The sequence below is a fragment of the Rhodopirellula sp. JB055 genome, assembly GCF_043100905.1.
Taxonomy (GTDB): Bacteria; Planctomycetota; Planctomycetia; order Pirellulales; family Pirellulaceae; genus Rhodopirellula.
Genome location: NZ_JBICHO010000318.1, coordinates 1 through 26,077, shown reverse-complemented (window position 1 = coordinate 26,077; position 26,077 = coordinate 1). Strand labels below are relative to the sequence as shown.

Here is a 26,077-nt window from a genome sequence, read left to right as displayed (position 1 = left end):
TGACGTTCGCGAGTGGTGCGACACAGCTAAAAGGCAGGGTCGATTGTAGTGGATGAGGCGACGAGTCCTTGGATTGGGCGCCAGTCCAGGACTCGTCGCCTCGTCCACTACAATCGACCCTGACTTCTAGCTGTGACGCACCACTCGCGAACTTCACCGCTTCGCGGTTCGGACGGGGCTCGTCTTGATTGCTTCGTCTCTGACGACACGTGACAGAGACGAACGCGTCTCGATCAGTGGGCTGATTGACCCAGATGCTCAATCGCACGCTGCAGCACATCGTCTTCCAGTTCTGTGACTAAGCGACCGTTTTCATCTGGACGAGCGGCGATGTAGGTCGGCGGCACCGAAAGGTGCGGTTCGACACCGTTTTGGCTGATCGCTCGTCCGCTAGGCGAATAGAACTTTGCCGTCGTCAGGCACAATCCGAACTGGGCGGCTTGCATGCGGAAGATCCCTTGGACGCTGCCTTTGCCATAGCTCTTCTCGCCGACGATTGTGCCGCGATTGGAATCGCGAATCGCACCGGAGAAGATCTCACTCGCACTGGCACTGTTTCGATCAATCAAAACCGCCAATGGCACGTTCCAGGTGTTCGCACGGTGAGCCGAGTAGTCAAAGTTCTCTCGAGCGTTTCGGCCTCGAGTGGTCAGGATACGTCCCGATTCGATGAACCGGTCGGCGACTTCCACCGAGGCTGGCAGCAACCCACCGGGGTTGTCTCGCAAATCGATGATCAGCGAACGCATGCCTTGGCGACTGAGCGTCCAAAGAGCCTGTTCCACTTCCGTCGGTGTCGATTTTTGGAAATTCGTCAGTCGGAAGTAGCCAATCTTATTCTCGGTATCGACCAAGTGAACGTTTTCAACACACGGCACTTCGACTCGGCGACGAGCCACATGAAGAGAACGCGGTGCTTGATCGATCGAAACGATTTGCAACGCAACCGTCGATCCCTCCGGCCCACGCAGCAAATCCGCCACGTAGTCGGGGTCGCGGTCCACCGCGGAAATCGAGTCGACGCCCATGATTCGGTCGCCCGCCACGATGCCGGCTTCATCCGCGGGGCCGCCGGGGATCACCGACAAAATCTTCAAGCAGTCTTCGCCTGGTTTCAGCTCCACGCCCAAGCCCACGAAGTTGCCATCGATGGTGCTGAACATGTCATCGAGTTGCCCCGGAGACAGCAAACGGGTGTAGGTGTCCAGCGTCGAGACGGCACCGGAAACGAATTCCAGCACAGTGGCGGTTCCGCTCAACCCAAGTTCTTGGTGCGCCATGGACGCAACCTGTGAAACCGTGGCTCGAAGATCAAAACGACTTTGCGTGGATCTTTGGCTGATACGATGGTGAATTTCCATCCGGAACTTTTCGATCTGTTCCGGAGAAGCGTTTGGCAACATCGTCTGAACGAACGTTTCATCGTCCAATGCCGTTTCGAGTGCTGCCGTTCCGTGCAGCAACACACGTGACCATTCGATCGTGTCAACATAGTGTGTTTGCAGGTTCGCCAGGATCTCGCTGTACAGATCCAACGATTGCGACGTTGTCATGTCCCGCAATGATTGCAGGTACGTTTGATCTTGGTAGCGTCGGTTGACATCGAAACGCAAGCGGCTGATCAGCAACCGTTGGTACAGGATACGGTCTTGTGGAAACCGACGTGTCGCGGCTTCGTAGTGGTCGATCGCATCGCTCCACTGGCCCGCTTCTTCCAGTTCGATTCCATCTGCCAATGCGCGGGATCGTTCTTGTTCTTCGAGCTTCCGTTCCGCGTCGTTGGTGGGAGCGGAAACGGCCGGTCCGCGAGAAGGCACATAGCCTTGAGCGAAGGCGGGAATCGATGAGCCCCCGACGGCGAAGGCACCGAGGACCAACGCGAACGTTCGCAAGCGTCCGGCGGTTCGCCGCGGACGAGCGTGCTGGGCAATCGCTATGCCTTCGTTCGATTGAAGCGTTTGCTGTTTCGAAGCAAAGCATCGGTTGATCGTCGTTAACAGGTCCATGCGCCGATTCCATCGCGAGTGTCGTTGGAGGGGGAAAGCTGGACTGGGGTAAGTCCAAGCCCCGCGGAAGACACTCCGAACCGTGGGGCTGAGCAAACTTAGGTCACAAAACGTGCCCGGTCAAAAAACCAAGTCGATGAAATATCACCCTGTTTGCTCCAAACCGCACGACCCGGTGATTGAGTCGTCGGTTGGCGCGGCGACAAAAGGTTTGCCGGTCAAGGCAAGTTTGTCGTTCAGGCGAATCGTGCCGATCAGGCACGACTTTCATCGCGTGGTGCGCCTCCAGTGCGCAGAAAGAAACAAGTTCACTCAATATGACCACAGTTCCGTGATCGAGTGGTTTCACAATCCGTCTTGTGAAACGGAAGCGACGCTCCTCGTCGCTCGTTGTTTCTTGGCATCGAGATAACAATAGGCAGTGTCCTGCACGCAGGCAAGCAACGGAACCAACACTCCTTGCAACCAGGTCGTCAGGAGTGGGCGGGCACGAGCGACGACACTGAAGAGCCTTGTGTTTCAACCCCAGGTCTGGTTCTTAAACGGCGTCGTCTGGTGATTCGTTGAATGACTGGTCCATCGTGACATCCATCGCAACCGATTCATTGGGGGGCGATTCAGGTATTGATGTCGCGGCGACTTTGAACGCCGTACCGCGTTCGTGCCGCCCCCACCATCGATCAGCCTCTTCGATCGTCCACTCGCTCGCGGCTTCACATTTCGAGATCAGGATGCCGAGGTCACGTGCGGTTTGCGGACGCTTTGCCCGTGACTTTTCCAGGCATGCCATCAGCGCGTCCTCGAGTTGGCTGGATACTTTGACGTTGTCACGCTGCGACGGAGGAACGGGCGTCTCTTCAATGTGCTTTTGGCACAAGTCGACCAAATTGGCGGCTTCGAACACTGGCTTGCCCGTCAGCAGGAAGTAGCCGACGGCACCAACGGCGTAGATGTCGCTGCAAGCGTCAACGGTCATCGGTGCCTGAATGGCCTCGGGCGACATGTACAATGGCGTCCCCGACATCGAGCTTCCTTCGTTCGCGGGCGATCCTTCGGTGCGGTCGACGGCTTTGACCAAACCAAAGTCCAAAACCTTCACCACATCGGGTTCACAACCGCGCCGATTCAACATCACATTGGCTGGTTTGATGTCGCGATGGACCAAGCCTTGCGAATGGGCTTCGAACAGTGAGCCGCAGATTTGCAGCAGAATGTGGATCACGCGGGCCTCGGACTGAGTCCCGTACTTGTTGACCAGGTCTTGCAGGTCGATGCCGTCGAGGTACTCCATCGCATAGTAGAACACTCCCTCGGGTGTGCGACCGTAGTCGTAGATCGCGATTGTGTTGGCGTGGTTCAATTGGCAGGTGATCTGAACCTCCCGTTCGAAACGAGCGATCGAAGTGTCGTTGACTTTGTCGGCGTGCAATAGCTTGATCGCGGTGGGACGCCGCAGCATCGAGTGGTGGCCTTTGTACACGACCCCCATCGCGCCTTCGCCGAGTTTCTGGTCGAGAGTGTACTGCCCCAATTGCTGGGCTTCGATGACTGCTTCCCGCGATTGACGCTGCAGGCGAGCGACGATCAAGGTGAATACGAAAATCACGATCGCGCATAACAACAACAGAATGAAAATTGTCAAAAACGTTCGTTTCAAGATCACGATTGGCCGGAACGCTTGAGCGGCATCCACTTCAATCGCAACGCCCATTTGATACTTCGGCAACCAGCGCCACGCGCCGATCACGTTCACCCCGCGGTAGTCTCGGTATCCGTCCACATTCACCCCTGAATTACCCGCGACCGCATCGGCGGCCATCGTGGTCAGCGGCAATTGAGACCGACGGCGATCGGGACGGAACCCCTGTGTCATGTCCGCCCCCGGATCTCGCACGGACATCTGCAGGATCGAATGTGAATTGGGTTGGTCTGGCAGCAGCCCCAACAAGATGAGTTCTTCGTCAAATCGGCTGTTGCTGATCATGACGCCGTCTACATTGAACGCATAGGTTTCACCCGATGCACCTGTGCGACCAAGCTGAAGGATCGGAATGAACTCGCGCTCAGGTCGAATCTGAAGCGCGAGCACTCCTACAACTTGAAAGGAAGGATCGCGAATCGGGGCACAGACATACATGGTGGGGACGCCCATTCGGGTTCGTCCATCCACGTCCTTCATCATCACCACGCTGGGGAATGGAGAGCAAACGAAAGACTCCCCCGCCAGTGCCCGGTCGATGAAAGGTTCGTATTCCGATATGCCTTGCTCGCCCACCAACGCAGCGTGCGTCGCAGAGACAATTCGTTTGGACTTATCGATCAACAAAAAACTATCGAAGTCGTGAGCCGACATCGCGGGACCAAGTTCGGCCGCAAGTTCTTTGTGTGGGTCGGTGGGCGACGCGGGGGGCGAAACTGGTTGTTCCGTTTGAAACAACTGGTATACCGTTCGACGCACGTTGGCATCGTTGGCCAGCGCCTCAGCAGCGGACTCTTGAACGCTGAACCATTTGGTCAGCATTTCAGCTTCCAGATCGACCAGGGTTTGCATCCCTGAGCTGACGTTGCCTTTGATCGTTGATTCAATCGCATTGCCCATGAAATAGCCAATGGTCGACAACACCACGACGGCAACGATCGGCCAGATCCAAAGCCGCTTTTGTAGATACAGACCCGTTCGGGTGACCGTCGCAGAAATGCTCCGCGATGCCCACGTGATGTGTGCGTCGGGATGCCCCCCAGAATTCTGGGGCCGGTTCAGCCGTTTCAGTGGATTCATACTGGCTAGCTTGGGAGGAAAATTCGCAAATTTCGAACCGTAGCCTAATCGAAATCCCAGCGAATCATAGAAATCCGATTCCGACCAACCGTGCACGTGTTCCACCTTCGTCGACGATCAGCGAACCCGTTTCTCGACGCAAGCCAAATGATAGTGAGGGACCGAGGTCGAGCGAGATTCCTGTGTCGTTCTTAGCACAACCTGTAAAATGCCAGACGGCGACCAATGTGGCACCGTTGACTCAAGCGAGGTACGCTTTCACGCATTTGAATGATTCGAGATTTTACCTTTGCGTGATACACTTCAGCCCGTGATCCTCCTCGAAACGCCCGAACACGTTGATGCAGTGCGTCAATTGACGACCGAAGCATTTGCTGCTTCTCCGTTTGGGCATCATGGCGAAGCAGACCTCATCACGGCGCTTCGTGAACAGTCCGAACACATACTTTCACTGGTCGCGATCGAAGATGATCGCGTCATCGGACACGTTTTGTTTTCGCCAGCGGAAATCCTTGGACCAAACTTCGCGGCAACAGGAACGGGACTCGCGCCGATGGCGGTGCATCCGTCCCATCAACGCAAGGGAATCGGTGCAGCACTGATCACCGAGGGATTGCGACGCCTCGATGGTCTTGGCAACCGATTCACGATCGTTGCCGGGCATCCAGAATACTACCCTCGATTCGGTTTTCGCCCCGCTCAAGAATTCTCCGTTTCGCACGGATTTCAGGGAATGCCACAGGATGTGTTCTTCCTCCGCCTGGGGCCATCCCAAGACGGTGATGAATTTGCCGGCGGTCGAGCCCACTACCATTCCGCCTTCGGACCACAACACGAAGTGTAACGATTCAACAAGCAGTTTTCCCAGTCGCGGAGCGGCGACAGTTGGGCAGGACGCCGATACAACTTTCGTCGCTCCGCGACTGGTGGTGTGCCCCCGCAGGACGACACGCTGGTTGACACATCATCCGTTTGAATGCCTTCACCCGAATGGGGTTCACTCCACGGGAGCTTTCAAGCTTTCCAAGAACGTTTGCAGCAACTGCTTTTGCCCCTCGCTCAGCCTCACGTAATTGCGTTTGGATTGGTCCGCTTCTCCGCCATGCCACAGGATCGCATCCTTCAGGGTTTCGGCTCGGCCGTCGTGAAGATAGGGCGCCGAATCAGCGACTCCCCACAGTGGCGGCGTCTTCCATTCTCGCTGCAATGCATCCCACGAAAGTGGGTACCGCACCTTCACGTCCACTTCGCTGACTTCGCCACGGGGAAACTGCGGTTGCTCGGGATCGTCCATCGGGATCGCAATGGGCGTCCCTGTTGTAACCACCGCCTCGTTGGACCGCGAATTGGAACGGCCGCGATAACCTCGCGGGCCCCTGCGATCCCGTTCGGCGTCAGGCCCCGAAACCATTCTCCTACCGCGGCCATAGCGATTGGAGTACGTCCCCACAGGATTCGCTGAAGAGGAGCTGGTCAACTGATACGCCGGAGCCGGCAAAGGATCTTGCAATTCTGGCCCCATGTCGTGCAACAACAGGTCGCTGTAAATGCCGTTCGCCGGAACCAAATTTTCAATGTGACAAGTGGAACATCCAATCGAATGAAACACCTTTTTCCCACGACGAACCTGCTTGCGCTCTTCTCCCGACAATATTTGTATGTTGGGAGCGGGAAGACCGGCGACATAGCTCGTTAGATCTGCGACTTGGTTCGTGGTGATATCGGGTGCGAGACTGACATAGCGAGGATCCGCTGGATCATCGGATTGCCGAATCGTATCGCCGACGTTCAGTCCCAACTCCGTCGCACAGGCGCCCGCAACAAATCCAGACAACGTATCAACTTGGCCCCGCCAACCATACTTGCCTGCCACTCGACCGGAGATCATTCCTCCCGCGGAACGGGTCTGGGACAATGCGATCGCATTCAATCGATCCAGCGAAATCATCTCGACCAGTCCCATACCATGCAGCGGTGTTGTGTTCCGTTGACTGAGGTAATAGTCGAGTGTTTCGTGCCGTCCTGCGATCACGGGCTGTTCCGCTATCGCCTCCACGCGTCTCTGCTGCGGATCGAACCACTCGGAAGGAAGCCCGTCGGGAACACCGACTGACAAACGTTGACGGATAACGTCATATCCCGGACGAGTCGATGCGTCATGAACAATGGTGCTGAAAGACAACGTGTTCCCCGACACCAGACCTGGAAAGAATTCCATGGCTGAGTGACGGAGTGCACCGCGGCCCCGGTGGTCACCGGCATCATCAAAGAACGGGGACCGCGGATCCACTGTGATATGAGTCACGTTGTGGATCACTCCCGATGCCCCACCGCCTGGATGACAGGCGGCACATGAAACAGCGTTGTGCATCGGGCCCAAGCCATCCGCAGGGAAACTCCGTGCATCGACTGGACGTTCGGACGTCCAATGCCGTCCCTCTTCATGGTGCGGTGGACGACGCCCGTGTCTCATCCGGCGTTCGACTCCACTCCTTTTCGGCAGAGACATCGGACCGACGGTGTCAAATTCTGCGAACGTTGATTCTCGCTCGACAAACACCCATTCCCGCTCAAACAACTCGCGTCCGACGGCTGGATCCTCCGCCGTTCCTTGAGCGGTGATGAGCAGAACCAAGACCAGCCCCCCAGCCCATTCAGTCCGATGGTTAACGGCCATATCACGCTCCCTCGGCGGCGTTCGAAAAGCGAGTTTGAAAACGCGGCGAAACAATCGCCACTTACAAGAAGGACAAATGCCAACCCGATTTGTCACGCGGCCAATCGCTTCGCCGTTCGTCCGATGCATTCTCGTGATAACACGCAAACAGACGGTCCCCTCCAGGATGGCGAACGCTTTGGTTCGCATTATTTGTCATTTGACTTCACCAAGGAACACTGTCATGAAACGTCGCGTCCCCAACCGCCGTCGCTTGTTCGTCCAAAACCTGGAAAATCGTCGTGTGCTCGCTGGATGCATGGGCGTGGATGCTGCGACCGACGACTTGGCAACCGAAGAGGTCGCCGAAGTCGCCTCCGCTGTCGCTGGCAGCACGATCGAAGAAATCGATTCGGCCGCGATCGAATCCGCAACCGAGGCGACCGACGAACTCGAAGAGAGCGTCGACAGCACCGCTGAAGAACAAGACACGGCCAGCGATGAAACAAGTGAGGACGCCAACTCCGATCAAGAATTCGATCAAGACGACGTCTCAACCGAAACGGAAGGCGATCCTGGCCATCGGCCTCACCCCCGACGAGGGCATCATCATCCCGGGATGACGTCCGACGCTCTGGACGGCGACACAATGGGGGAAGATGGTGGCTGTGCCGATGAAGACGCAGACGCGGAAACGACAGAAAACATCGATGAGACCGATTCCCTGTTGAACGAATCGACTGACGAGCTGGCCACCGACGACACTGACGAAACCGATGTGGACGCGGAATTAGTCGATGACACCGATGCGAATGAAATCGTCGAAGGGGAGGACACCACCCTCGTAACCGATTTGGATTCAGAGGCCAGTGTCGAGTCAGACGTGAGCGACGAGTCAGATGTAAGCGACGAGTCAGATTCCGAGGATGAAGCTACATCCACCGATGAAACCGATAACCTCGATGAAGCAACCGAGACCACGGTCACCGATCTCGATTCGGTCGTCGCAGACGCCACCGAGGATGAAGACTCCTCGCTTTGCCTGATCCACGAAGAACTCGACAGCATCTTCGCTGAACTGGGAAGCCGCGATTTGGCCGATGCTCAGATCTACATTCTGATCTGATGGTCGCATCCTGCGTTTCCATCTGAATACGTTTTGACGGGCAGAAAGGCCCTGAAAGGCTCCAAAATGCCGCCGTAGCACAAAATCTGTCCAACCTCGCTCCATAGTGGTAAAATGGTCTCCTGTAGCTTGGCGATACCCCGTCATCACGGCCCCAAGGTTTTCGCACACGAAAACTCTGTTGTGGCAACCGGCGAGACAGCTAGGCTATAGACATTGACTCCAACAGCGATCCGTCGCTCCCACCTTCGTCCTGCCTTGCTCCCTCCACCGCTTGCCAACCCACGCTCGCGTGTCGTTGTCGCGTTCATGCCCGAGACACTTGCGCTCGGAGCAAATGAAACTTGGATGCACCGTCGGATGATCGTTCGAGTTCGGTCAGACCTGTTGATTCAAAACAATCGACCGTGAACCAAGTTGAAAGTTCGATCATGCTCAGTCGTAGAAACTTGTTGCAAGGATTCGCAGCAGGCGCCGGTGCCGCCATGGGTGCCTCGTTATTCCCGCAACGTCTGCTGGCTTCGCCGATTGGGAACACCACTCCCAAACGCATCATTTTCTTCATGCAGAATCAGGGATTTGATCCCAAGACCTGCATTCCGGCTGGGATGAAGCACAGCGGGGAACTGGGCACCGCCAAACTGCCTGAACCCATTCGTCCGCTGGAACCCTACAAAGATCGCTTGCACATCATCAATGGTCTGCACGGCCTTCACACCAGCCCATCGCACAGTGCCTTCTTTGGCGCACTGGGTGGTTATCGCGGAAGCGACGGTGTGCCTCCAAGTGGTTCGACGATTGATTACGAACTGAGTAAAGTTCTGCCGCAGACATTGCTGCCACATCTCTGCATCGGGATGGACTCGATCGAGAACATGAAGACCAAGCCAACCATTGCGACGCTATCCGCCAGTGGACCTGGTTCGCCCATCTTCATGCATTCGAATCCGAATCATCTCTACCAGATGCTTTATGGAGGAATCTCGTCGGGCGACATTCGTTTGCAACACGAGGCTCGATCGAGCGTGCTCAGCCAAATTGAATTGCTGGCCGCCAGCAAAGGGGAATCGCTGCCGCCATCTGATCAAAAACGATACGGTCAATACGTTCAGGGATTCCAAGAAGTCAACGGATTGCGAGACCGGCTCGACACCGTTTCGGATCACCTGCGAAAGTTCGCTCCGGAAGTCGATGAGCGATATAGCAATCCAGAATTCGAAACCGATTGGCACGATCGTCTGCTCGATCTTGGCATCTCCGCTCTTTCGTCGGGCATCACCAACACGCTGACGATTGGTTCCGGACGCGGCGAAATTTTCGGTGCCTGGAAAGGACTGGGCATCGAACAACAAGGCCACAACTTGGGGCACATGGAACAACCCGACAATCCAATCTGGATCAAAATTCGTCAGTACAACAGCCGCATGTTGGTCCGGATCATGGAAAAACTGGACAGCGTGCCCGAAGGCAGCGGCACGATGATGGACAACACCCTAATCGTCTACACCAGCAACAACGCAGACAAACAACACACCAACGGAGCGAACTGGCCCGTCATGCTGCTGGGCAATCTCGACGGAGCCTTCAAAAGCGGATGCTTCACGCAAGTCGATGGCAAACGCCCCATCAACGCGCTGTACACATCGCTGCTGCGTGCCGCCGGCCAAAACGTCGACCGTTTCAACATGGACGACAAAATGGCGAAGAAGTATGACGACAGCAACGGTCCGCTCAAAGAAGTGATGGCATAACGATGGTGAAGACGTCCCGAATGGCTGGCCAACCGTTGCTCGCGATCCTGTTGATGTTCGTTGGAATGGACCAGTTGGCCAGCGCTGAAACCTACACGCCTGGCCAACCGATCAACCAAGACTACGCGGGATTCGCGGAACCCTTTTTGGAGAATCACTGCATCGACTGCCACGGTGAGTCCGATCCGGAAGGAGGTCTTTCGCTTGAGAATCTGGGGCCGATTGATGCAATCAACGCGAGTGCATGGACCAGCGTCTGGGCTCAAGTCAGCCTGCAACAAATGCCGCCTCCGGACATGAGTCAGCCGGAGGTGATCGAGCGTTTGAAGTTCTCGGATTGGATCGTCGGTGAACTCACGCGAGAGTTGCAGGACAAAGGCGGTTTTCACGCTCATCGCGACCCTAACAAGGGCAACTTCCTGGAACACGATCTTCTGTTTGGTTCGCTGCCTGAGGGCATCCAGCTTGTTCCCACTTCTTCGCCCGCACGCATTTGGCGTGTCACTCCTGAGGAACACATCACACGTCTGAACGAGCTGATCAATACCGAACCGGAATACGACCCCGCTAAACCGGGCCTGCGCACTCATGGCGATGCGGTGCCCACCAACCACGGTGGTGAGCTGAAACTCTACTTCGGTGTGGACCGCATCATCAAATGGCAGGGCGGAACCGTGGCCTACGCGACCGCGGTCAAGAGCGTTCCTGCGGTGCTGTCATCGCCTCGCAATCATGGACTGGAAAACTACCCTGATTTTTCGACCGTCAACAGCGCCGAAGCAACCCAAATCCTAGGCATCGCCGGTGACATCCTGCGCTACATGGCGGACGGTCCGCTCAGCATCGCCGAGCCCTACCAGATCACGGATGACCCGCAATCGATCGCTGACAAAATGAAAGGCGATTTGCGGGGATTGCCGACCAGTTTGGTCTACAACACCAAAGTCATGCGGCCCCTGACTCCGGTCTATGACTTGATGAAGGAAGATGCACACACGGAAGATCACGTGCGATCGGCAGTGGATTTTCTGTTCGAAGCGTTGACGTTTCGCCCGCCAACAAAGTCCGAATCCGACAGCTACGTTTCGATCGTCAATCAATCGATCGACAAACTGGGCGTCAAAGATGGCTCGGTTCTCGGACTCTCGGCGATCTTTCTGGATCGCGACGCGCTCTTCCGTCCCGAGCTAGCCGAGGCGGGGTCTCCCGACCAACCTGGCCGCGTCATGTTGCAAGATTGGGAACTGGGATTGGCCGTCAACCACGCCCTGCGATACATCCAACCCGACGCGGAACTGAAGCAATCGATCGTCGATGGACGCATGCGAACGCGAGAAGATGTGAAGCGGGAAGTCGAACGCATGCTGGCGGACGACAGCATCCGAAAACCGCGAATCCTGCAGTTCTTTCGGGACTACTTCGACTATGACCTCGGCGGCTACATTTGCAAAGACACTCGAGCACTTGGCGAAACAGGTGTGAACAACCGAGGTGTCGCGCACTACAACGCCATGTTCGACGCGACCGCCAGCACGGATCGGTTGATCGAATGGATCCTGCACGACGACACCGATGTTTTGCAGCGGTTGTTGACGACTGACAACGTCGTCGCCGGAAAGGCCGACAACACATATTTCGGCAAACAACGTTCACGTGAAGAGATGGCTGCTTCGGTCGCTGCCCAAAAAGCTGCTGCAAAGAAAGAAGCTCTCGCGCTCGCCGAGTGGAAGAAAGCCAACCCGGACAAGGAACCGCCAGGCGAGAAAGATGCGAAGAAGCCGAAAATCAATCACGCCGTCACAGAAGCGAAACTCACCGGTCCCCCAATCTACGCTCGAGTGAGTCGCCGAAGCTTTGGCCGCGGTTCGATGAAACCCGAACGAACACTCGCGACCGCTCCCGAGGGCGAACGGCTCGGTATCCTGACCCATCCGAGTTGGCTGGTCTCTCATTCGGACGCGATGGACAACCACGTCATCCGCCGTGGTCGCTGGATCCAAGAACGATTGATCGGCGGTGCGATTCCGGATGTCCCAATCACGGTCGACGCGATGCTGCCGGACGAACCTCGAACGCCGCTTCGCCAGCGTATGCGAGTGACTCGCGAAGACTACTGCTGGACCTGCCATCGAAAAATGGACCCGCTCGGGTTCCCGTTCGAAATGTACAATCACGCGGGACTTTATCGTGAGGTTGAGTACCGCGAACCAGTCGACACGACGGGCGAGATCATCGATTCGGGAGACCCAGAACTGGACGGCAAAGTTGCAAACGCCTTTGAGCTGATTCAAAAACTGGCCGAGAGCGAACGTGTCGAACAAGTCTTCGTGCGCCACGCGTTTCGGTTCTGGATGGGTCGCAACGAGACGCTTAACGACGCTCCCGTTTTGAAAGCTGCCCATCGAGCGTACCGGGATAACAACGGCAGCATGAAAGCCCTGCTGGTATCATTGCTGACGTCCGACGCGTTTCTGTATCGCACACGAAGCGAAGCAAAGTTAGCCGCCCTGAACTGACCCGGGAACTGGAGCCGATCGAATCATGTCCCCCGATTCCGACGAGAACGTTCGGTCACGGTTGTACTCGGCTCAGCGGCAATTCGATCTAGCAACGATTCTGGTTGCAACAGCAGCCTACGCCGTGATCTTTGCCTTGTTGCAATTCATCCGTGCACCGATTTCCTTTGCCTCGCTCGCGGCTGTCTTCATCGCGATCACCGCTTTCGCGCAAGCATTCTTTTTTCAAGGAAAACGACCTCGTCTAGCTTCAGCGTTAGCTGGGGCGACATTCTTTGTTGTTGTCATCGCGGTCACTCGATCTCTGGATGCGTCACCTACGCCGCGAGGTCACGACATCACTCAATACTTCCCCATCGTCCTAGTCGGTATGTTTTGGGGATACGTGACAGGAACGCTGATTGGTTCTGCATTCATGGCGGCAGACGTCCTTCGAAAACAACTCTTCCAACGCGAACGTTGAACGCCTTCGGTCACACCGGGCGATCGGCCCGCCAGGACGCCGCGATCAAAACCACGGCCGCGACCGCACACAGCAACGTCGCCGGGCGATACGCTCCAACTTGGTCGTGCGCGACACTGAACAGGTACGGCCCCAACGCGGTACCCGCGACGACAATCGATGTTGAGAATCCGGAGATCGCACCCAGGTGCCGGCGGCCGTAGAAGCGTGGCCAGGTGACACCCGAAATGATGCCGAACATGCCTTGCATCAATCCCATCCCCACCACCACCAGCACGATGGAAACGTTGTCACCCAAAAACGCCAAGCTCAATCCAAGAATCAAACTGCCGAGCGACTGCACCATTGCGAGGTACTTGAGTTTGACAAAATCGCTGAGCCAACCTCCGACGAACTCGACCACGACACTGACGAATGCCGCAGGAACAAAGATCGCAACCGCCCGGGCACGCGACATCCCCGCGTCAGCGAAAATGGACACAACGTGAAACGAAAAAGCTGTCAGCAGCAATCCTGACAACACCACACTGAAAGTGAACACCCAAAAGCTATAGGTGCGTCTTGCTTCCGAGAGGGTGAAATCACGTCCGCTCAATGTTTCCGCATGTGCCTTGCGATTCTCCTTCGCAAACGGACCATCCGGAACCATCCCATGTTCTTCGGGTCGCGCACGAGCGAAAACAATCGCGATCACAGCGAACCCAGCCACGATCATCGCAATCGACTGCCACGCCCAAGACCACCCGCCGCGCTGAATCAACCATTCAAAGAACGCGGGCGTGATCGAAAAGCCAAAAGCAATCGAAATACCGATGAAGGCCAACGCCATCCCACGCCGCTGTGCAAACCACTCCAAAACCATGTTGCGCGACGACAACGTCAACATGCCTTGTCCGAAGAAACGCATCGCAAAGAATCCGACCGCCAGGACAGCAAACGCGACCCCATCTCGATAGCTCGCTGGCAGCGCGGACGCGACCACTCCCGCAATCTCATTCGAGTAGCTCATGCCCACCAAAACGATCGCCAACATGGCCGCCGATCCAGCCGACACCCATCGGCCACCCAGCCGATCGTAGTATCGACCCGCGCGACTGATCAGCAAGGCGCTCCCAATCGTCCCGGACAAATACGCGAAGCTAACCCAACTTCGCGACAACTTATGTGCCTCGATCAAAAAGTCCGTGAATACCGAAACACCAACGGTTTGCCCTGGCGCACTCGCCAAAACACCCAACGTTCCGCACACCAACACCACCGTTCCGTAAAAGAATGGCACCGCAGATGGATCGAAGGGAATATTCGCGAACCTTGAACGCTGCGAACGTTCGACATCGTGTGGGTCAGATTTCATACACTTGATCAATGCTTCGAATTCGAAGCGATGCATTGGATCGTCCCCCAGCGATGGTGTCAGCGGGGATTGACAAGAACGTCGCTCCAACCAACCGAAGCCCACAAACCATCGCCCCAATGAACCACCACATGATGCATCCTCCCGTCGGCCATGTTCCACATGGCATCCCGGCCAATGCTTTGGAACAAAGCGAGGCGTGATCACAACCCAACCATGTATTCAAATGGCGAAATCACCGGACGATCACCATCGCCAGGGAGAACCTGGCCTACGTCTTCGTCGAAAGAAAACGATGACGGAACGAACACGCGATTTTCATGAACGACCAGAGCAAACCACAATCGAAACCGGATCCGTTCCAAACGCCCGAGACCGTTCCGAATGACCGTGGGGGAATGTCAAATCATCGCTCCCTCACACATGCATTCTTCATTGGTTGTCGCAACGGTTTTTTCTGGTCGCTCTTGGTCTCACCGCCTGTCGCTTGGTTCGTCGCTCCGGTGATCCCGCGTCATCGTACCCCCGATTCCGAAGGCAACCTCCCAAGTTTGCTAGAAGAGTTCGGCTGGTTCGGAATGATCGAAAGAGCCGCACCTGGCCTGGTCGGCATTTCAATCATTTGGACCCTCTCGGCAGGTCTTTCCTCCCTGATCGACCACGCACGTCGCCAGAAATCCAAAACAAACTCGCCCACTCCGACCAACAAGTAGCCCCCCGAGTCTCGCACATGGACACGCTCAATCATTTGCCAGACGACGCTCGCGATTCGCGGCACGGAACCCAGATGAAACAATGGGTTTGGGGGATCAGTTTGGCATTGATCGGATTGTTCTTCGCAGCCACGTTTGTGATGGTCACGATCACATTGGCGTTCTCATCGATCGACGACTCTCACCGGCACATGGATCGAGTGGTTGACCCCAGTGAGTTGCACGGCACTTGGATGCCAACTGAACAAACGCTGAACTTTTTGTTTTTGTCAGAGCAGTACTACATGGGTGGCGAACCCCACTTCATCGAATTGAATGCAGATGGCAGTGCTCGATTCCGGTCGTTCGTAGATGGGGCCAGAAATCGCGAAAGTCGATTTGGTTTTCTGCGCAGCAAAGGAACCTGGGAGTTGATTCCGCAGGAAGCCGGAAACAGACATTCCCACCAGCGAGTCAAGCTGACACTGGAGGGATCGCTCTGGCCCACGACCCACCACTACTATCTAGCAGAACGTGGCGGCCGAATGTTTCTTTGGACGTCCATCGGCGATCCGTTTGCCTTTGACTACCTGGAACACGAGCTGGTTCCAACAGACGAACACTGAAATCCAATCATCCACCGTCATTGGTCCGTTCCGTTTCTCCGCCTCGGCAGTTGAATGCGGCCAGGCGAAGGGGACGAGTCGGAGGACTCGTCACCTCGTCGACGTAGAGGTCATGCAGTTGATCGAGTCCGCGTTTTAGCGGAGTTTTGCATGAGAACCTTTCTTGAAACGAAGTTTCGGGGGAGGTCGAGCGACGCCGTTCAGGCGTACGCGAGGGAGGGGGGCCGAGCATGGGAAGCGGCTCGCACTGCTCGACTTCGCCCCACCGGGGCAGCCCTATGCCAGCCCAGGGCAACGCCCTGGGTTGTGGCGGGACCATGATTACGAAGCCCCAACGGGGGCGGTCCTAGCGGGTTCTGGGGAGTCTTTCGTAGGGCCGCCCCGTTGGGGCTGGTGTCGGAATCTCCGTCTCGAGACCCCAGGCGATGCCTGGGGCTTTGTTGGAGCTGCCCCGTTGGGGCGGAGGAAAGAACAGAAACCAACAACGCATCATTCGTGTCAAAACCAAAGATTGAAACAGCCCAGGGGTACGCACTGGTTCCGATGCTCGACCCTCCCCTCGCTTCGCTCGACCCTCCCAGGAGGAGGGTGATGAGAAACGCTTGCCAACTCAGCACTCAAAAACTGCACGACCTCCAGACGCCTGCGTCTTACTTCGCGGCGACTTGCGTCTCATCCGCCGCCGCGTCTTTGACATCAAAGCGATCAAGGTTCATGACTTTGGTCCACGCGGCCACAAAGTCCTTCACGAATTTCTCCTTGGCATCTTCGCTGGCGTAAACTTCCGCGATTCCTCGCAATTGCGAATTGGATCCGAAAACCAAATCCACTCGACTGGCCGTCCATTTCAGGTTGCCCGTTTCGCGATCACGTCCTTCGAAGAAGTGTTCGCACATGGGGGACTGTTTCCAAACGGTACTCATGTCCAACAAGTTGACGAAGAAGTCGTTTGTCAACGCACCGGGACGTTTGGTCAAAATGCCCAGATCTTCCAGCGGACCGGAACCAGCGTTCGTATCGAGGGCTCGCATGCCGCCGACCAAGACAGTCATTTCAGGTGCCGTCAACGAGAGCAAATTGGCTTTGTCGACCAGCATCTCTTCCGCGGGACGGTCGGCGTTGTGGCCTTGGTAGTTGCGGAACCCATCGGCGATTGGCTTCAGCGGTTCGAACCCTTCCACATCCGTCATTTCCTGCGTTGCATCGGTGCGGCCGGGCGTGAAGGGAACCTTGATCGCATGCCCCGCTTTCATCGCCGCCGCTTCGACACCCGCACAACCGCCGAGCACGATCAGGTCCGCCATGGAAACTTGCTTTCCGTCTTTGCGTGAACTGTTGAATTCTTTCTGAACGGCCTCCAGTGTTGTCAAAACCTTTGCCAACTCGGCTGGTTCATTGGCTTCCCAATTCTTCTGCGGTGCCAAACGAATGCGAGCCCCGTTGGCTCCACCTCGCATGTCGCTGTTTCGGAACGTCGAAGCGGATGCCCAAGCCGTCGAGACCAATTGCGAAGAAGTCAAATCAGTCGCCAAGATCTTTTGCTTGAGTTGCTCAACTTCTTTCGCTCCGATAATGTCGTACGTGGCTTCGGGAATCGGGTCCTGCCACAGTTGCGGTTCAGGAACACCGTCACCGAGCAATCGCGAAACGGGGCCCATGTCCCGGTGAGTGAGCTTGTACCACGCCTTCGCAAAAGCCTCTTCGAATTGTTCTGGGTTGTCATGGAATCGACGCGAGATCTTGCCGTATTCCGGATCCATTCTCAGAGCCAAGTCGGTCGTGAACATCATCGGTGCGTGTGACTTCAACGGGTCGTGAGCGTCCGGGACGGTGTCTTGAGCGGATTCGTCCGTGGGCGTCCACTGCCAAGCGCCGGCGGGACTCTTCACCAATTTCCAGTCATAGCCAAACAAGTTTTCAAAGTAGCCGTTGGACCATTCCGTCGGGGTGGATGTCCACGCACCTTCCAAGCCACTGGTGATCGTGTCACCCGCGTTGCCAGTCCCGTACTTGTTGATCCATCCCAAACCCTGTGCCGCCAAGCCTTCGCCTTCGGGTTCAGGACCGAGGTTGCCTTCGGGTGGCGCCGCACCATGGGCTTTGCCAAACGTGTGTCCGCCTGCGATCAAAGCAACGGTTTCTTCATCGTTCATTGCCATCCGAGCGAACGTTTCGCGAATGTCTTTCGCCGCAGCAATCGGATCGGGTTTGCCATTGGGGCCTTCAGGATTGACATAGATCAATCCCATTTGCACCGCCGCCAATGGGTTTTGCAACTCACGGTCGCCGCTGTAACGTTTGTCACCGAGCCACGTGGTTTCCGGACCCCAGTAAACATCTTTCTGCGGTTCCCAGACGTCTTCACGGCCACCAGCAAAACCAAATGTTTCAAAGCCCATGTCTTCGAGCGCGCAGTTGCCGGTCAGGACCATCAAGTCCGCCCAAGAAATCTTGCTGCCGTATTTCTGCTTGATCGGCCACAGCAATCGCCGGGCCTTGTCCAAGCTCGCGTTGTCAGGCCAACTGTTCAGCGGAGCGAAACGTTGCGTGCCATCGGATGCACCACCACGTCCATCAGACACTCGGTAGGTGCCCGCGCTGTGCCAAGCCATCCGGATGAACAAAGGACCGTAGTGTCCATAGTCCGAGGGCCACCAGTCTTGCGAGGTGTTCATCAGTTCTTTGATGTCCGCTTTGACCGCATCCAAATCCAACGAGTTGAATTCAGCGGCATAGTCAAAATCCGGCCCCATGGGATTGCTCTTCATCGAATTCTGATGAAGCATGTCCAGATTCAATTGGTTGGGCCACCAATCACCGTTGTCCATCGCACCGGCGACGGTATGGCGATTTGGTCCGGCCGGATCGCCCATCACGGGACACTTGCTGATCGCATCGGTTTGAGCGAACAAAGATGCGCTGGTGGATGCAGCCAAACATCCCATCGTGAGCGCGATAGGTCGAATGGATACGGGCCGGCGAAAAAGTCGATTCGCGAATTGTCGACAAAACTGAGCTGTCGTCGTTGGAGCGATCGTGTTGTTAACAGTGGAGTTCATCGTCCGCGTCCTCTTGTAGTTGCAAACAGGTTCCAAGCAGGTTCACTTGGTAGAGATGGGTCACGTACTAGTATCGGGCTCGGCGAACAAACGTCCAATGCATTCCTCGCATCCTGGCCATGCACCCAACGCATCGACGTGCTGAGTGTTAAGGGAGCCGGGGCTCACCGCATCGTTCCGCGAAGGCGAATCGCTGAGCAAACGCGATTGGGATGCTCAAAATGCACTATCATGTCGCTTTGATCACGAATGCGATTCCCGCCTGACAGTTCCCCGCCCCACTTCGTCGCAATCGTCCTGATTTCGCGGCCATTTTCTCGCCAAATCCGAAGCGTCCCCGCCTCGACGATGCAACGAATTTCCCGCCGTAGGAAACACCATGTCTCTGCTAACGACGCCCGTCTGCGCGCTGCCTGCCATCCTGGTTGGGTTGCTCACTTGCACCGCCCACGCCCAACGACCTCCGGCCGGGGTTCCCGAAGGAGTCGAGAAAATCCTGCGAATCGAACCGCGGCCTGGGAACGCTCGAAACAGCGAAGGCGACTTCGTTCGGTTGAAGGACGGGCGACTGCTGCTGGTCTACACCAAATTCATCGGGACCAGCGATCATGCCCCCGCGGAATTGGTTTCGCGAGTGTCCAACGACAATGGCGTGACGTGGTCGGACGACGACGAATCCGTGATTGCACGTGGCGACGGTGACTCGAATTTGATGTCTGTCTCGCTGCTAAGACTTCAAGATGGTCGCATTGGTTTGTTCTACATTCGCAAGTATGACCCAACACCAGAAGCGAAGCACTTGTTCTTGGACGACATCATGATGCGAACCAGCTCGGACGAAGGGGGAACTTGGTCTGAGCCAACGCGCATCGTCCCCAAAGACACTCCATCTTATAGCGTCCTGAACAACGACCGAGTGATCCAGCTTCGCAGCGGCCGGCTGGTCGTTCCCTTGGCCGTCCACTATCGAGTCGGCTGGGAAGGCTACCGCCAATCCGCCGAAATGGTTTGCTATCTGTCCGATGACGGCGGCACCACTTGGCAACGCAGCAAGAGTGCGTTGACCTCGAAATCGCTTGCACAAGAACCTGGCGTCGTCGAGTTGCGTGACGGTCGATTGATGATGTTTTGTCGCAGTGGAAATTGCCAGTTGCTTTCTTACTCGGACGACCAAGGTGACACGTGGTCGGAGCTGACTCCTTCGACATTCACTCAGCCCACCGTTTCGCCCGCCTCAATCGAACGGATTCCATCGACCGGTGACTTGTTGATGTTGTGGAACAACGGCGACGATGAATTGGCGGCGGAAAAGCCCGTCGGGCGTCGGCCTTTCACCGCCGCGATTTCCAAAGACGATGGCAAAACTTGGCAAAACATCCGCAACGTGGGAACGGATCCAGAAGGTTGGTACTGCTACACCGCGATCGAGTTTGTAGACGACCACGTGTTGCTGGCGCATTGTGAGTACCCACGGTTGAACTCGTTGCAAATCACGCGAATTCCGGTGGCGTGGTTCTATCAAGGCGATGAGGTTTCAGTCAACGAAAACCAGAACGCGGATCGCACAATACAACCAGTGCTGGACTATGCAGTTTCCTTGGAGGTTGCCCATCAGGGGTTTGACGGAAAGGAATGCTGGGTGCACGCTCGCGTGGGCGTGATTCCAGAAGAGAGCGGAAAGCCAACTGCCGTGATGACAACTCAAAAATTGTTGCTGTCCGGGTCCGACGTCTTCTATCGGTTGCACCAGTCCCGAAAGCCAGCCGATTCAAAATCGTGGTCCAACCTCACCCCCATCGACTCGTTTTCTCGTCAGACCGTTGACGGCGATGTCATCCCGCGTGGCGGAGAAGGTGCACGCGAATTGATCCAAGATGGCGACGAAACCACCGTTTGCGATTTCGTGCCTCAGTGGCACGCTGCGAGCCAACGTCTGCTCGGAATCGGCCAGACCGTTTGGTATCGAAACAACCGAGTCATGCATGTCCGGCCTCGCGGGATCGCGTACAGCGTGTTGAATCCGAAGACCCGGACGTGGAACGATTGGAAGGTCGTTGAGTTACCCAACCAACCACGCTTTCAAAATGCTGGTTCTGGAAGTGCCCAGCGAGTTGACTTGCCCGGCGGAGATGTCTTGGTGCCGGTCTACTGCAAAGAGCCCGACCAGAAGCAATTTTCGTCAATCATCGTGCGTTGTCGCTTTGATGGCCAGACGCTTCACTATGTGCAGCACGGGAACGCTCTGACCATTCCGGTCGACCGTGGTTTGTACGAACCGTCTTTGACGCATCACGAGGGAAGATTTTACTTGACGCTTCGGAATGACCAACATGGTTATGTCGCGACCAGTGAAGATGGACTTCATTTCGACGAACCTCAAACTTGGAAATTTGATGACGGTCAAGAACTGGGTAACTACAACACCCAACAACACTGGGTGACTCACAGCGATGGATTGTTTTTGGTTTACACTCGTCGAGACGCAAGCAACGACCACGTGTTTCGACATCGCGCCCCGCTGTTCATCGCTCAGGTAAACCCTCAAACTCTGCGTGTGATTCGATCCACTGAACGCGTTTTGGTTCCCGAGCACGGTGCGCGACTTGGAAACTTTGGCGTCACTCGCATTTCAAAAGACGAAACCTGGGTATCTGTTGCTGAATGGATGCAACCCAAAGGGATTGAAAAACACGGTAGCGACAATCGAATCTTCCTCGCGAAAATCAAATGGGATCGCCCCAACGAATTGGCGTCGATGACAGTCAATCGCGAGATCAAGCCGGACCCAACGGCGTATTGCAAGCCACCTATGAATTTCGCAGACAAGGTAGGGAGCTACCGATCCCCGTTGATTTTTGATGATGGAACGCAAGTCACGAAAGCGAACCAGTGGCCGCAAAGACGGAAAGAAATTCGTTCTCGATGGGAGAGCATGCTGGGTGAGTGGCCGGCCTTGCTATCAGATCCGCAGGTGAAGATCGTGAAATCGACGAAGATGGAATCGTTGACGAAGCTAACGATTGAATTCCAGTGGACACCCACGCAGCGGACAACCGGCTACCTTTTGATTCCCGATCACGATCGCTCCAAATCGAAATCGCTGCCCGCCGTCCTGACGGTCTACTACGAACCCGAAACAGCCATCGGCGATGGAAAACCCCATCGAGATTTCGCCCTGCAGTTGGCTCGCCGTGGTTTCGTGACCCTTTCGATTGGCACGACGGAGGCAACGCAAGCCAAAACGTATTCGCTGTACCATCCGTCCATTGATGATGCTTCGGTGCAACCGTTGTCGATGCTTGGCTGCGCTGCCGCGAATGCTTGGCAGGTATTGGCAGACCGCCCCGAGGTTGATTCAAATCGGATTGGCATCGTGGGCCATTCCTTCGGCGGAAAGTGGGCGATGTTCGCGGCCTGTCTCTTCGATCGTTTCGCCTGTGGGGTTTGGTCGGATCCTGGCATTGTGTTCGACGAAACGATGTCCGGCGTGAACTATTGGGAACCGTGGTACCTGGGTTATCACCCGCGTCCTTGGCGCAAACGGGGGCTCATCACCGCCGACAATCCAGCCCGCGGTCTGTACCCAAAACTGGTGGGCAAGGGTCACGATTTGCACGAACTGCACGCGCTCATGGCACCGCGACCGTTTCTGGTTTCCGGCGGATCGGCTGATCCCATTCGCCGGTGGGAAGCCCTGAACCATTCCGTCGCCATCAATGATTTGCTTGGTCACGATGACCGGGTCGCCATGACGAATCGCCCAGACCACTCGCCCAACGCGGATTCCAATTCGATCATCTACGCATTCTTCGAAACACACTTGGCAGCGACTGGCAGTTCGCTGTGACAAGTTCAACGCCCACTCAAAGGACTCGTTGACTCGTCCACGACGACTGCGACTAAAATCCGTAGCCGGATTGGCCAATAATTCGGACAGCGACCAATTCGCACCACGCCGGGCACATATTGATTCAAAGTGAAACACTCACAGACGGCTTGCCGAGGTATTGTGTCACGGACCAAAAGTCAGCCCGACACGGAATTCCCAACCGAACTCCGTAACCGGATTCTCCATGAATTCGGACCGCAACAGCTATCCCGTGGTGCCCTCGATGTCTCGCAAGAAAACCATCTTCCTTCGATTGACTGTTTCAGCAGTCGTTATGACTGTTGTTTCATTGGGATCCATCATCGGTTTCGCTCAATTCCGGTTGCGATCTGGAGCGACCGGCGAAAGCGTCTCGGTGAAGCACAACGGTTTGGATCGCGAATATCGTATCCATGTGCCTAAAGATCTTCCTGCCGACGCCAAAGTCCCGCTGGTCGTTTGCTTGCACGGCGGAGGCGGAAATTCGCGAACGGCTTCTGTCATGGGGCTGACTCCCGTCGCCGACCGGGAAGGATTCATTGTCATTTATCCAAACGGGATCGACAAACACTGGAACGATGGCCGCGAATCACCCATGTTCGCTGAACACGACCAAACCATCGACGATGTCGGCTTTGTGATGGATTTGATCGAACGGGCGTCCAAGGAACATCCCATCGACCGCAACCGCATCTTTGCCACCGGCGTTTCCAATGGTGGCTTCATGACTCAGCGTTTGGCAATGGAACATTCCGAAACTTTTGCTGCCGTTGCGGTGGTCATCGCCACGATGGGAGAACCGCTCAGCAAAACGTTCACCCCGAAATCACCGGTTTCGATCCTTTACATGAACGGTACCGAAGATCGACTGGTCCCCTACGATGGCGGCCCAGTCGGCAAGCCTCTGACAAATCGATTCAACCAAGTCAAAGGTCACGAGGACGCACCGCGAGGAATCGCGATTCCGACGGACGAAGCCGTTTCGTTGTGGGTGAAGCACAACCAAACCAATTCCGAACCGAAGATTGAATTGATACCGGACATCAACAAGGAAGACCACTCTCACATCGAAAGCAAGCTTTGGGAGGGCGGCGAACGTGGCACTGCCGTGATGTTGTACAAAGTCATCGGAGGTGGACATGGTCTGCCTGGCGGTTCGCAGTACTTTCCCGCTCGACTGATTGGGTATTCCAACCAAGATGTCAAAGGCTTCGACCTCATCTGGGACTTCTTCCAAAACCACGCTCGGCAACCCAAATGACCACGATGTGCATTGCCGCTTTACCTCTTGTCCGCCGTGGCAGGAAACTGCACCAACGGCTGATCTCACTGTTTTGTTGTGTCGTTTGAACCGGTCAAAAGCCGCGCCAATTGGTTCATCCGTCATAATCAACCGCATCGCTACGTTTTGGTGGCAATGCATCCGTCCGCGCGCGAAGACACGTTCTCATCCGATCATTCCGTGACCCACGTTTCCAACAGCAAAGCTGTTTGCTGGAACGTCACGTGTCAGTTGAATGATGGAAGAAACCCCGATGAATTGCGAATCTTGCGGTGCCCCTGTCTCACGTATGGGGCGATCCGGGCGTTATTGCTGTGACTACTGCTCCCGCCTTGCCGTCAGCACCCCACTCGCGAATTCCCGTGACGGACTCGTTTTGACTGGCACCTTGTCAAACACACCCTGCCTGACCTGTGATGAAACGCCGTTGGAAATCGGCTCGATTGACACTTATCCCATCGAAGGTTGCCGAAAATGCCAGGGCATCCTTTTGAATCAAGCCGCGTTTGCGATGCTGGTTCGAGAGCGACGAAGTTCCTACATTGGCCCCGATCAGACTGGCGAGTTCGATCCCGCATTGGACGGCCCCCGCGATCATCACTCGCGACTGACGTGTCCGAAGTGTTGCCTGTCCATGGAGTCATTTTTTTATGCCGGCCCGGGACGCGTCGCGATTGACTCCTGCAGCCGATGCGAAACCGTCTGGCTGGACAGTGGCGAAGTGACCGCTCTCGCCGAAGCACCCGGCCTTCGTTGAGAACGCCCTCGCACCGGCCGCAAGTGATGTTGTGCGGGTTAGCAGCGGGGAACGGTTTCAACACCATTTCAGATGATGACGAAATCCTAGCGATGCTGAACGCCGCTTGGGATTCCGGGATTCGAACCTACGACACGACTACACGGCGGCGGGTACGCGACGCTCGGTCGAAGACAGCCTGCAACGCATTGGGGTTTCATCTCTGGATATCGTCTTCATTCACGATCTGTCACCTCAAAACAGCGACTTTGGCGATGACTGGCTCCAACACTTTGACGAAGCCGCCAAGGGAGCCATGCCAGAACTGACCAAACTGGAGAAAAACTTCCCACTGCTGGATGAACGCGACATTTCGGCGGTCATTGGTGCTCCTCTCAACGGCGGATTTCTCGCCGGGCGTGACCGTTTCAACTATTCCAGTCGGATCCCAAATCCCATGAAGAAAAAGTTGGCTGCGATCAGTGCAGTCGCAACCAAACACGGGATCGACATCAAAACCGCTACCCTGCAATTTGCAGAGGCACCCTCGACCGTATCAGCGAAAATCCCCGGGGCTCGCACTTCCCAGCAGGTGAAGGAAAACGTCGCATCGATGAAAGTCGCTATCCCGGAAGCTTTCTGGCGGGAGCTGAAATCCAAAGGGCTCATCGCCCAAGACGCCCCCACTCCGGTCGCCAGTTGAGCACTGCACAGTCAATGACTGTCGCAGTGGGCGAATTAAGAGTCTCTTGGGCAGCCTGACACGTTTCGATCGAGCTTTGTGAAGCAGGATGGGGACGCTTGGCCGTCAGTGTTGGCCAAGTCCACCCATCACAACCGGCGCGTCAGTTTTGAAGTTGCACTTTTGCGTGAGGCATTGGTTTTTCATAACCCGACGCGTTAGTTTTGAAGTTGCGCTTTTTGCGTGAGCTTCGCCAGATTGGTATTGCAATGAAAGGCGGGGCCAACCCATGACGAGTTGCTTGTGTTTACACCCTTCACGTTGAAGGCCCCACCAATGGTCATCGTCCCCGAAGTCGCTCCCAAGCTCAAGGCCTTCCTCTGCCAAACTGGGCTCAAGCCGCTGGCACAAATGATGATGTTGCGAATCGTGCTGACCTTCATCATGCACCGTGGACGGATGAGCTGCAGTGCGGCTGCTG

General features: G+C 56.0%; 16 protein-coding genes. 11 read left to right on the top strand and 5 right to left on the bottom strand.

The features are described 5' to 3' along the window. Window positions 1–233: 233 nt before the first annotated feature. A complete protein-coding gene (locus ACF8AM_RS12610; RefSeq protein WP_392555971.1) occupies window positions 234–2,006 on the bottom strand; it encodes a S41 family peptidase in 1,773 nt (590 codons plus the stop codon). Window positions 2,007–2,544: 538 nt separating this feature from the next. After that, window positions 2,545–4,785 (bottom strand): serine/threonine protein kinase, encoded by a 2,241-nt coding sequence (locus ACF8AM_RS12605; RefSeq protein ID WP_392555970.1) that lies wholly within the window; start codon window positions 4,783–4,785, stop codon window positions 2,545–2,547. A 289-nt stretch (window positions 4,786–5,074) separates the two neighbouring features. Here ACF8AM_RS12605 and ACF8AM_RS12600 point away from each other — a divergent pair, with 289 nt between their 5' ends. Continuing rightward, complete coding sequence (locus ACF8AM_RS12600; protein WP_392555969.1) at window positions 5,075–5,629, top strand: GNAT family N-acetyltransferase; 555 nt, start codon at window positions 5,075–5,077, stop codon at window positions 5,627–5,629. A gap of 153 nt (window positions 5,630–5,782) precedes the next feature. Here the strand turns inward: ACF8AM_RS12600 and ACF8AM_RS12595 are convergent, their stop codons facing one another. Then, window positions 5,783–7,462: a di-heme oxidoredictase family protein gene (locus ACF8AM_RS12595; protein ID WP_392555968.1), complete on the bottom strand. Its 1,680-nt coding sequence runs from the start codon at window positions 7,460–7,462 to the stop codon at window positions 5,783–5,785. A gap of 223 nt (window positions 7,463–7,685) precedes the next feature. Here ACF8AM_RS12595 and ACF8AM_RS12590 point away from each other — a divergent pair, with 223 nt between their 5' ends. The 4 genes from ACF8AM_RS12590 (at window position 7,686) to ACF8AM_RS12575 (ending at window position 13,297) form a co-directional block, all read left to right on the top strand. Continuing rightward, complete coding sequence (locus ACF8AM_RS12590) at window positions 7,686–8,567, top strand: hypothetical protein (protein WP_392555967.1); 882 nt, start codon at window positions 7,686–7,688, stop codon at window positions 8,565–8,567. 431 nt (window positions 8,568–8,998) lie between these two features. Beyond that, on the top strand, window positions 8,999–10,318 hold the full coding sequence (locus tag ACF8AM_RS12585) for a DUF1552 domain-containing protein (protein WP_392555966.1): 1,320 nt from the start codon (window positions 8,999–9,001) through the stop codon (window positions 10,316–10,318). A 53-nt stretch (window positions 10,319–10,371) separates the two neighbouring features. Beyond that, window positions 10,372–12,834, top strand: a complete 2,463-nt coding sequence (locus tag ACF8AM_RS12580; protein ID WP_392555973.1) for a DUF1588 domain-containing protein — start codon at window positions 10,372–10,374, stop codon at window positions 12,832–12,834. A 25-nt stretch (window positions 12,835–12,859) separates the two neighbouring features. Beyond that, a complete protein-coding gene (locus tag ACF8AM_RS12575; protein ID WP_392555965.1) occupies window positions 12,860–13,297 on the top strand; it encodes a hypothetical protein in 438 nt (145 codons plus the stop codon). A gap of 10 nt (window positions 13,298–13,307) precedes the next feature. On the opposite strand, the gene ACF8AM_RS12570 is transcribed toward ACF8AM_RS12575, so the two are convergent. Further along, window positions 13,308–14,651, bottom strand: coding sequence for an MFS transporter (locus ACF8AM_RS12570; protein WP_392555964.1), 1,344 nt, complete (start codon window positions 14,649–14,651; stop codon window positions 13,308–13,310). Between the two features lie 11 nt (window positions 14,652–14,662). Here ACF8AM_RS12570 and ACF8AM_RS12565 point away from each other — a divergent pair, with 11 nt between their 5' ends. Further along, window positions 14,663–14,854, top strand: coding sequence for a hypothetical protein (locus ACF8AM_RS12565; RefSeq protein WP_392555963.1), 192 nt, complete (start codon window positions 14,663–14,665; stop codon window positions 14,852–14,854). A gap of 527 nt (window positions 14,855–15,381) precedes the next feature. Then, on the top strand, window positions 15,382–15,969 hold the full coding sequence (locus ACF8AM_RS12560) for a hypothetical protein (RefSeq protein ID WP_392555962.1): 588 nt from the start codon (window positions 15,382–15,384) through the stop codon (window positions 15,967–15,969). 650 nt (window positions 15,970–16,619) lie between these two features. Here the strand turns inward: ACF8AM_RS12560 and katG are convergent. Further along, window positions 16,620–18,914, bottom strand: a complete 2,295-nt coding sequence (katG, locus tag ACF8AM_RS12555; RefSeq protein ID WP_392555972.1) for a catalase/peroxidase HPI — start codon at window positions 18,912–18,914, stop codon at window positions 16,620–16,622. 493 nt (window positions 18,915–19,407) lie between these two features. On the opposite strand from katG, the gene ACF8AM_RS12550 reads away from it, so the two are divergent. The 4 genes from ACF8AM_RS12550 to ACF8AM_RS12535 all read left to right on the top strand — a co-directional run bounded on the left by ACF8AM_RS12550 (window position 19,408) and on the right by ACF8AM_RS12535 (window position 25,617). Beyond that, a complete protein-coding gene (locus tag ACF8AM_RS12550; RefSeq protein ID WP_392555961.1) occupies window positions 19,408–22,875 on the top strand; it encodes an exo-alpha-sialidase in 3,468 nt (1,155 codons plus the stop codon). 226 nt (window positions 22,876–23,101) lie between these two features. After that, window positions 23,102–24,157: an alpha/beta hydrolase family esterase gene (locus tag ACF8AM_RS12545; protein ID WP_392555960.1), complete on the top strand. Its 1,056-nt coding sequence runs from the start codon at window positions 23,102–23,104 to the stop codon at window positions 24,155–24,157. 274 nt (window positions 24,158–24,431) lie between these two features. Further along, on the top strand, window positions 24,432–24,935 hold the full coding sequence (locus ACF8AM_RS12540) for a zf-TFIIB domain-containing protein (RefSeq protein WP_392555959.1): 504 nt from the start codon (window positions 24,432–24,434) through the stop codon (window positions 24,933–24,935). A gap of 106 nt (window positions 24,936–25,041) precedes the next feature. Next, window positions 25,042–25,617 (top strand): aldo/keto reductase, encoded by a 576-nt coding sequence (locus tag ACF8AM_RS12535; RefSeq protein ID WP_392555958.1) that lies wholly within the window; start codon window positions 25,042–25,044, stop codon window positions 25,615–25,617. The last annotated feature ends 460 nt before the right edge of the window (window positions 25,618–26,077 follow it).

Coding starts and splice junctions, on each gene's coding strand:
- ACF8AM_RS12610 (WP_392555971.1), bottom strand. CDS start 2,006: ATGGACCTGTTAACGACGATCAACCGATGCTTTGCTTCGAAACAGCAA.
- ACF8AM_RS12605 (WP_392555970.1), bottom strand. CDS start 4,785: ATGAATCCACTGAAACGGCTGAACCGGCCCCAGAATTCTGGGGGGCAT.
- ACF8AM_RS12595 (WP_392555968.1), bottom strand. CDS start 7,462: ATGGCCGTTAACCATCGGACTGAATGGGCTGGGGGGCTGGTCTTGGTT.
- ACF8AM_RS12590 (WP_392555967.1), top strand. CDS start 7,686: ATGAAACGTCGCGTCCCCAACCGCCGTCGCTTGTTCGTCCAAAACCTG.
- ACF8AM_RS12585 (WP_392555966.1), top strand. CDS start 8,999: ATGCTCAGTCGTAGAAACTTGTTGCAAGGATTCGCAGCAGGCGCCGGT.
- ACF8AM_RS12580 (WP_392555973.1), top strand. CDS start 10,372: ATGTTCGTTGGAATGGACCAGTTGGCCAGCGCTGAAACCTACACGCCT.
- ACF8AM_RS12575 (WP_392555965.1), top strand. CDS start 12,860: ATGTCCCCCGATTCCGACGAGAACGTTCGGTCACGGTTGTACTCGGCT.
- ACF8AM_RS12570 (WP_392555964.1), bottom strand. CDS start 14,651: ATGAAATCTGACCCACACGATGTCGAACGTTCGCAGCGTTCAAGGTTC.
- ACF8AM_RS12565 (WP_392555963.1), top strand. CDS start 14,663: ATGCTTCGAATTCGAAGCGATGCATTGGATCGTCCCCCAGCGATGGTG.
- ACF8AM_RS12560 (WP_392555962.1), top strand. CDS start 15,382: ATGGACACGCTCAATCATTTGCCAGACGACGCTCGCGATTCGCGGCAC.
- katG (WP_392555972.1), bottom strand. CDS start 18,914: ATGGGATGTTTGGCTGCATCCACCAGCGCATCTTTGTTCGCTCAAACC.
- ACF8AM_RS12550 (WP_392555961.1), top strand. CDS start 19,408: ATGTCTCTGCTAACGACGCCCGTCTGCGCGCTGCCTGCCATCCTGGTT.
- ACF8AM_RS12545 (WP_392555960.1), top strand. CDS start 23,102: ATGAATTCGGACCGCAACAGCTATCCCGTGGTGCCCTCGATGTCTCGC.
- ACF8AM_RS12540 (WP_392555959.1), top strand. CDS start 24,432: ATGAATTGCGAATCTTGCGGTGCCCCTGTCTCACGTATGGGGCGATCC.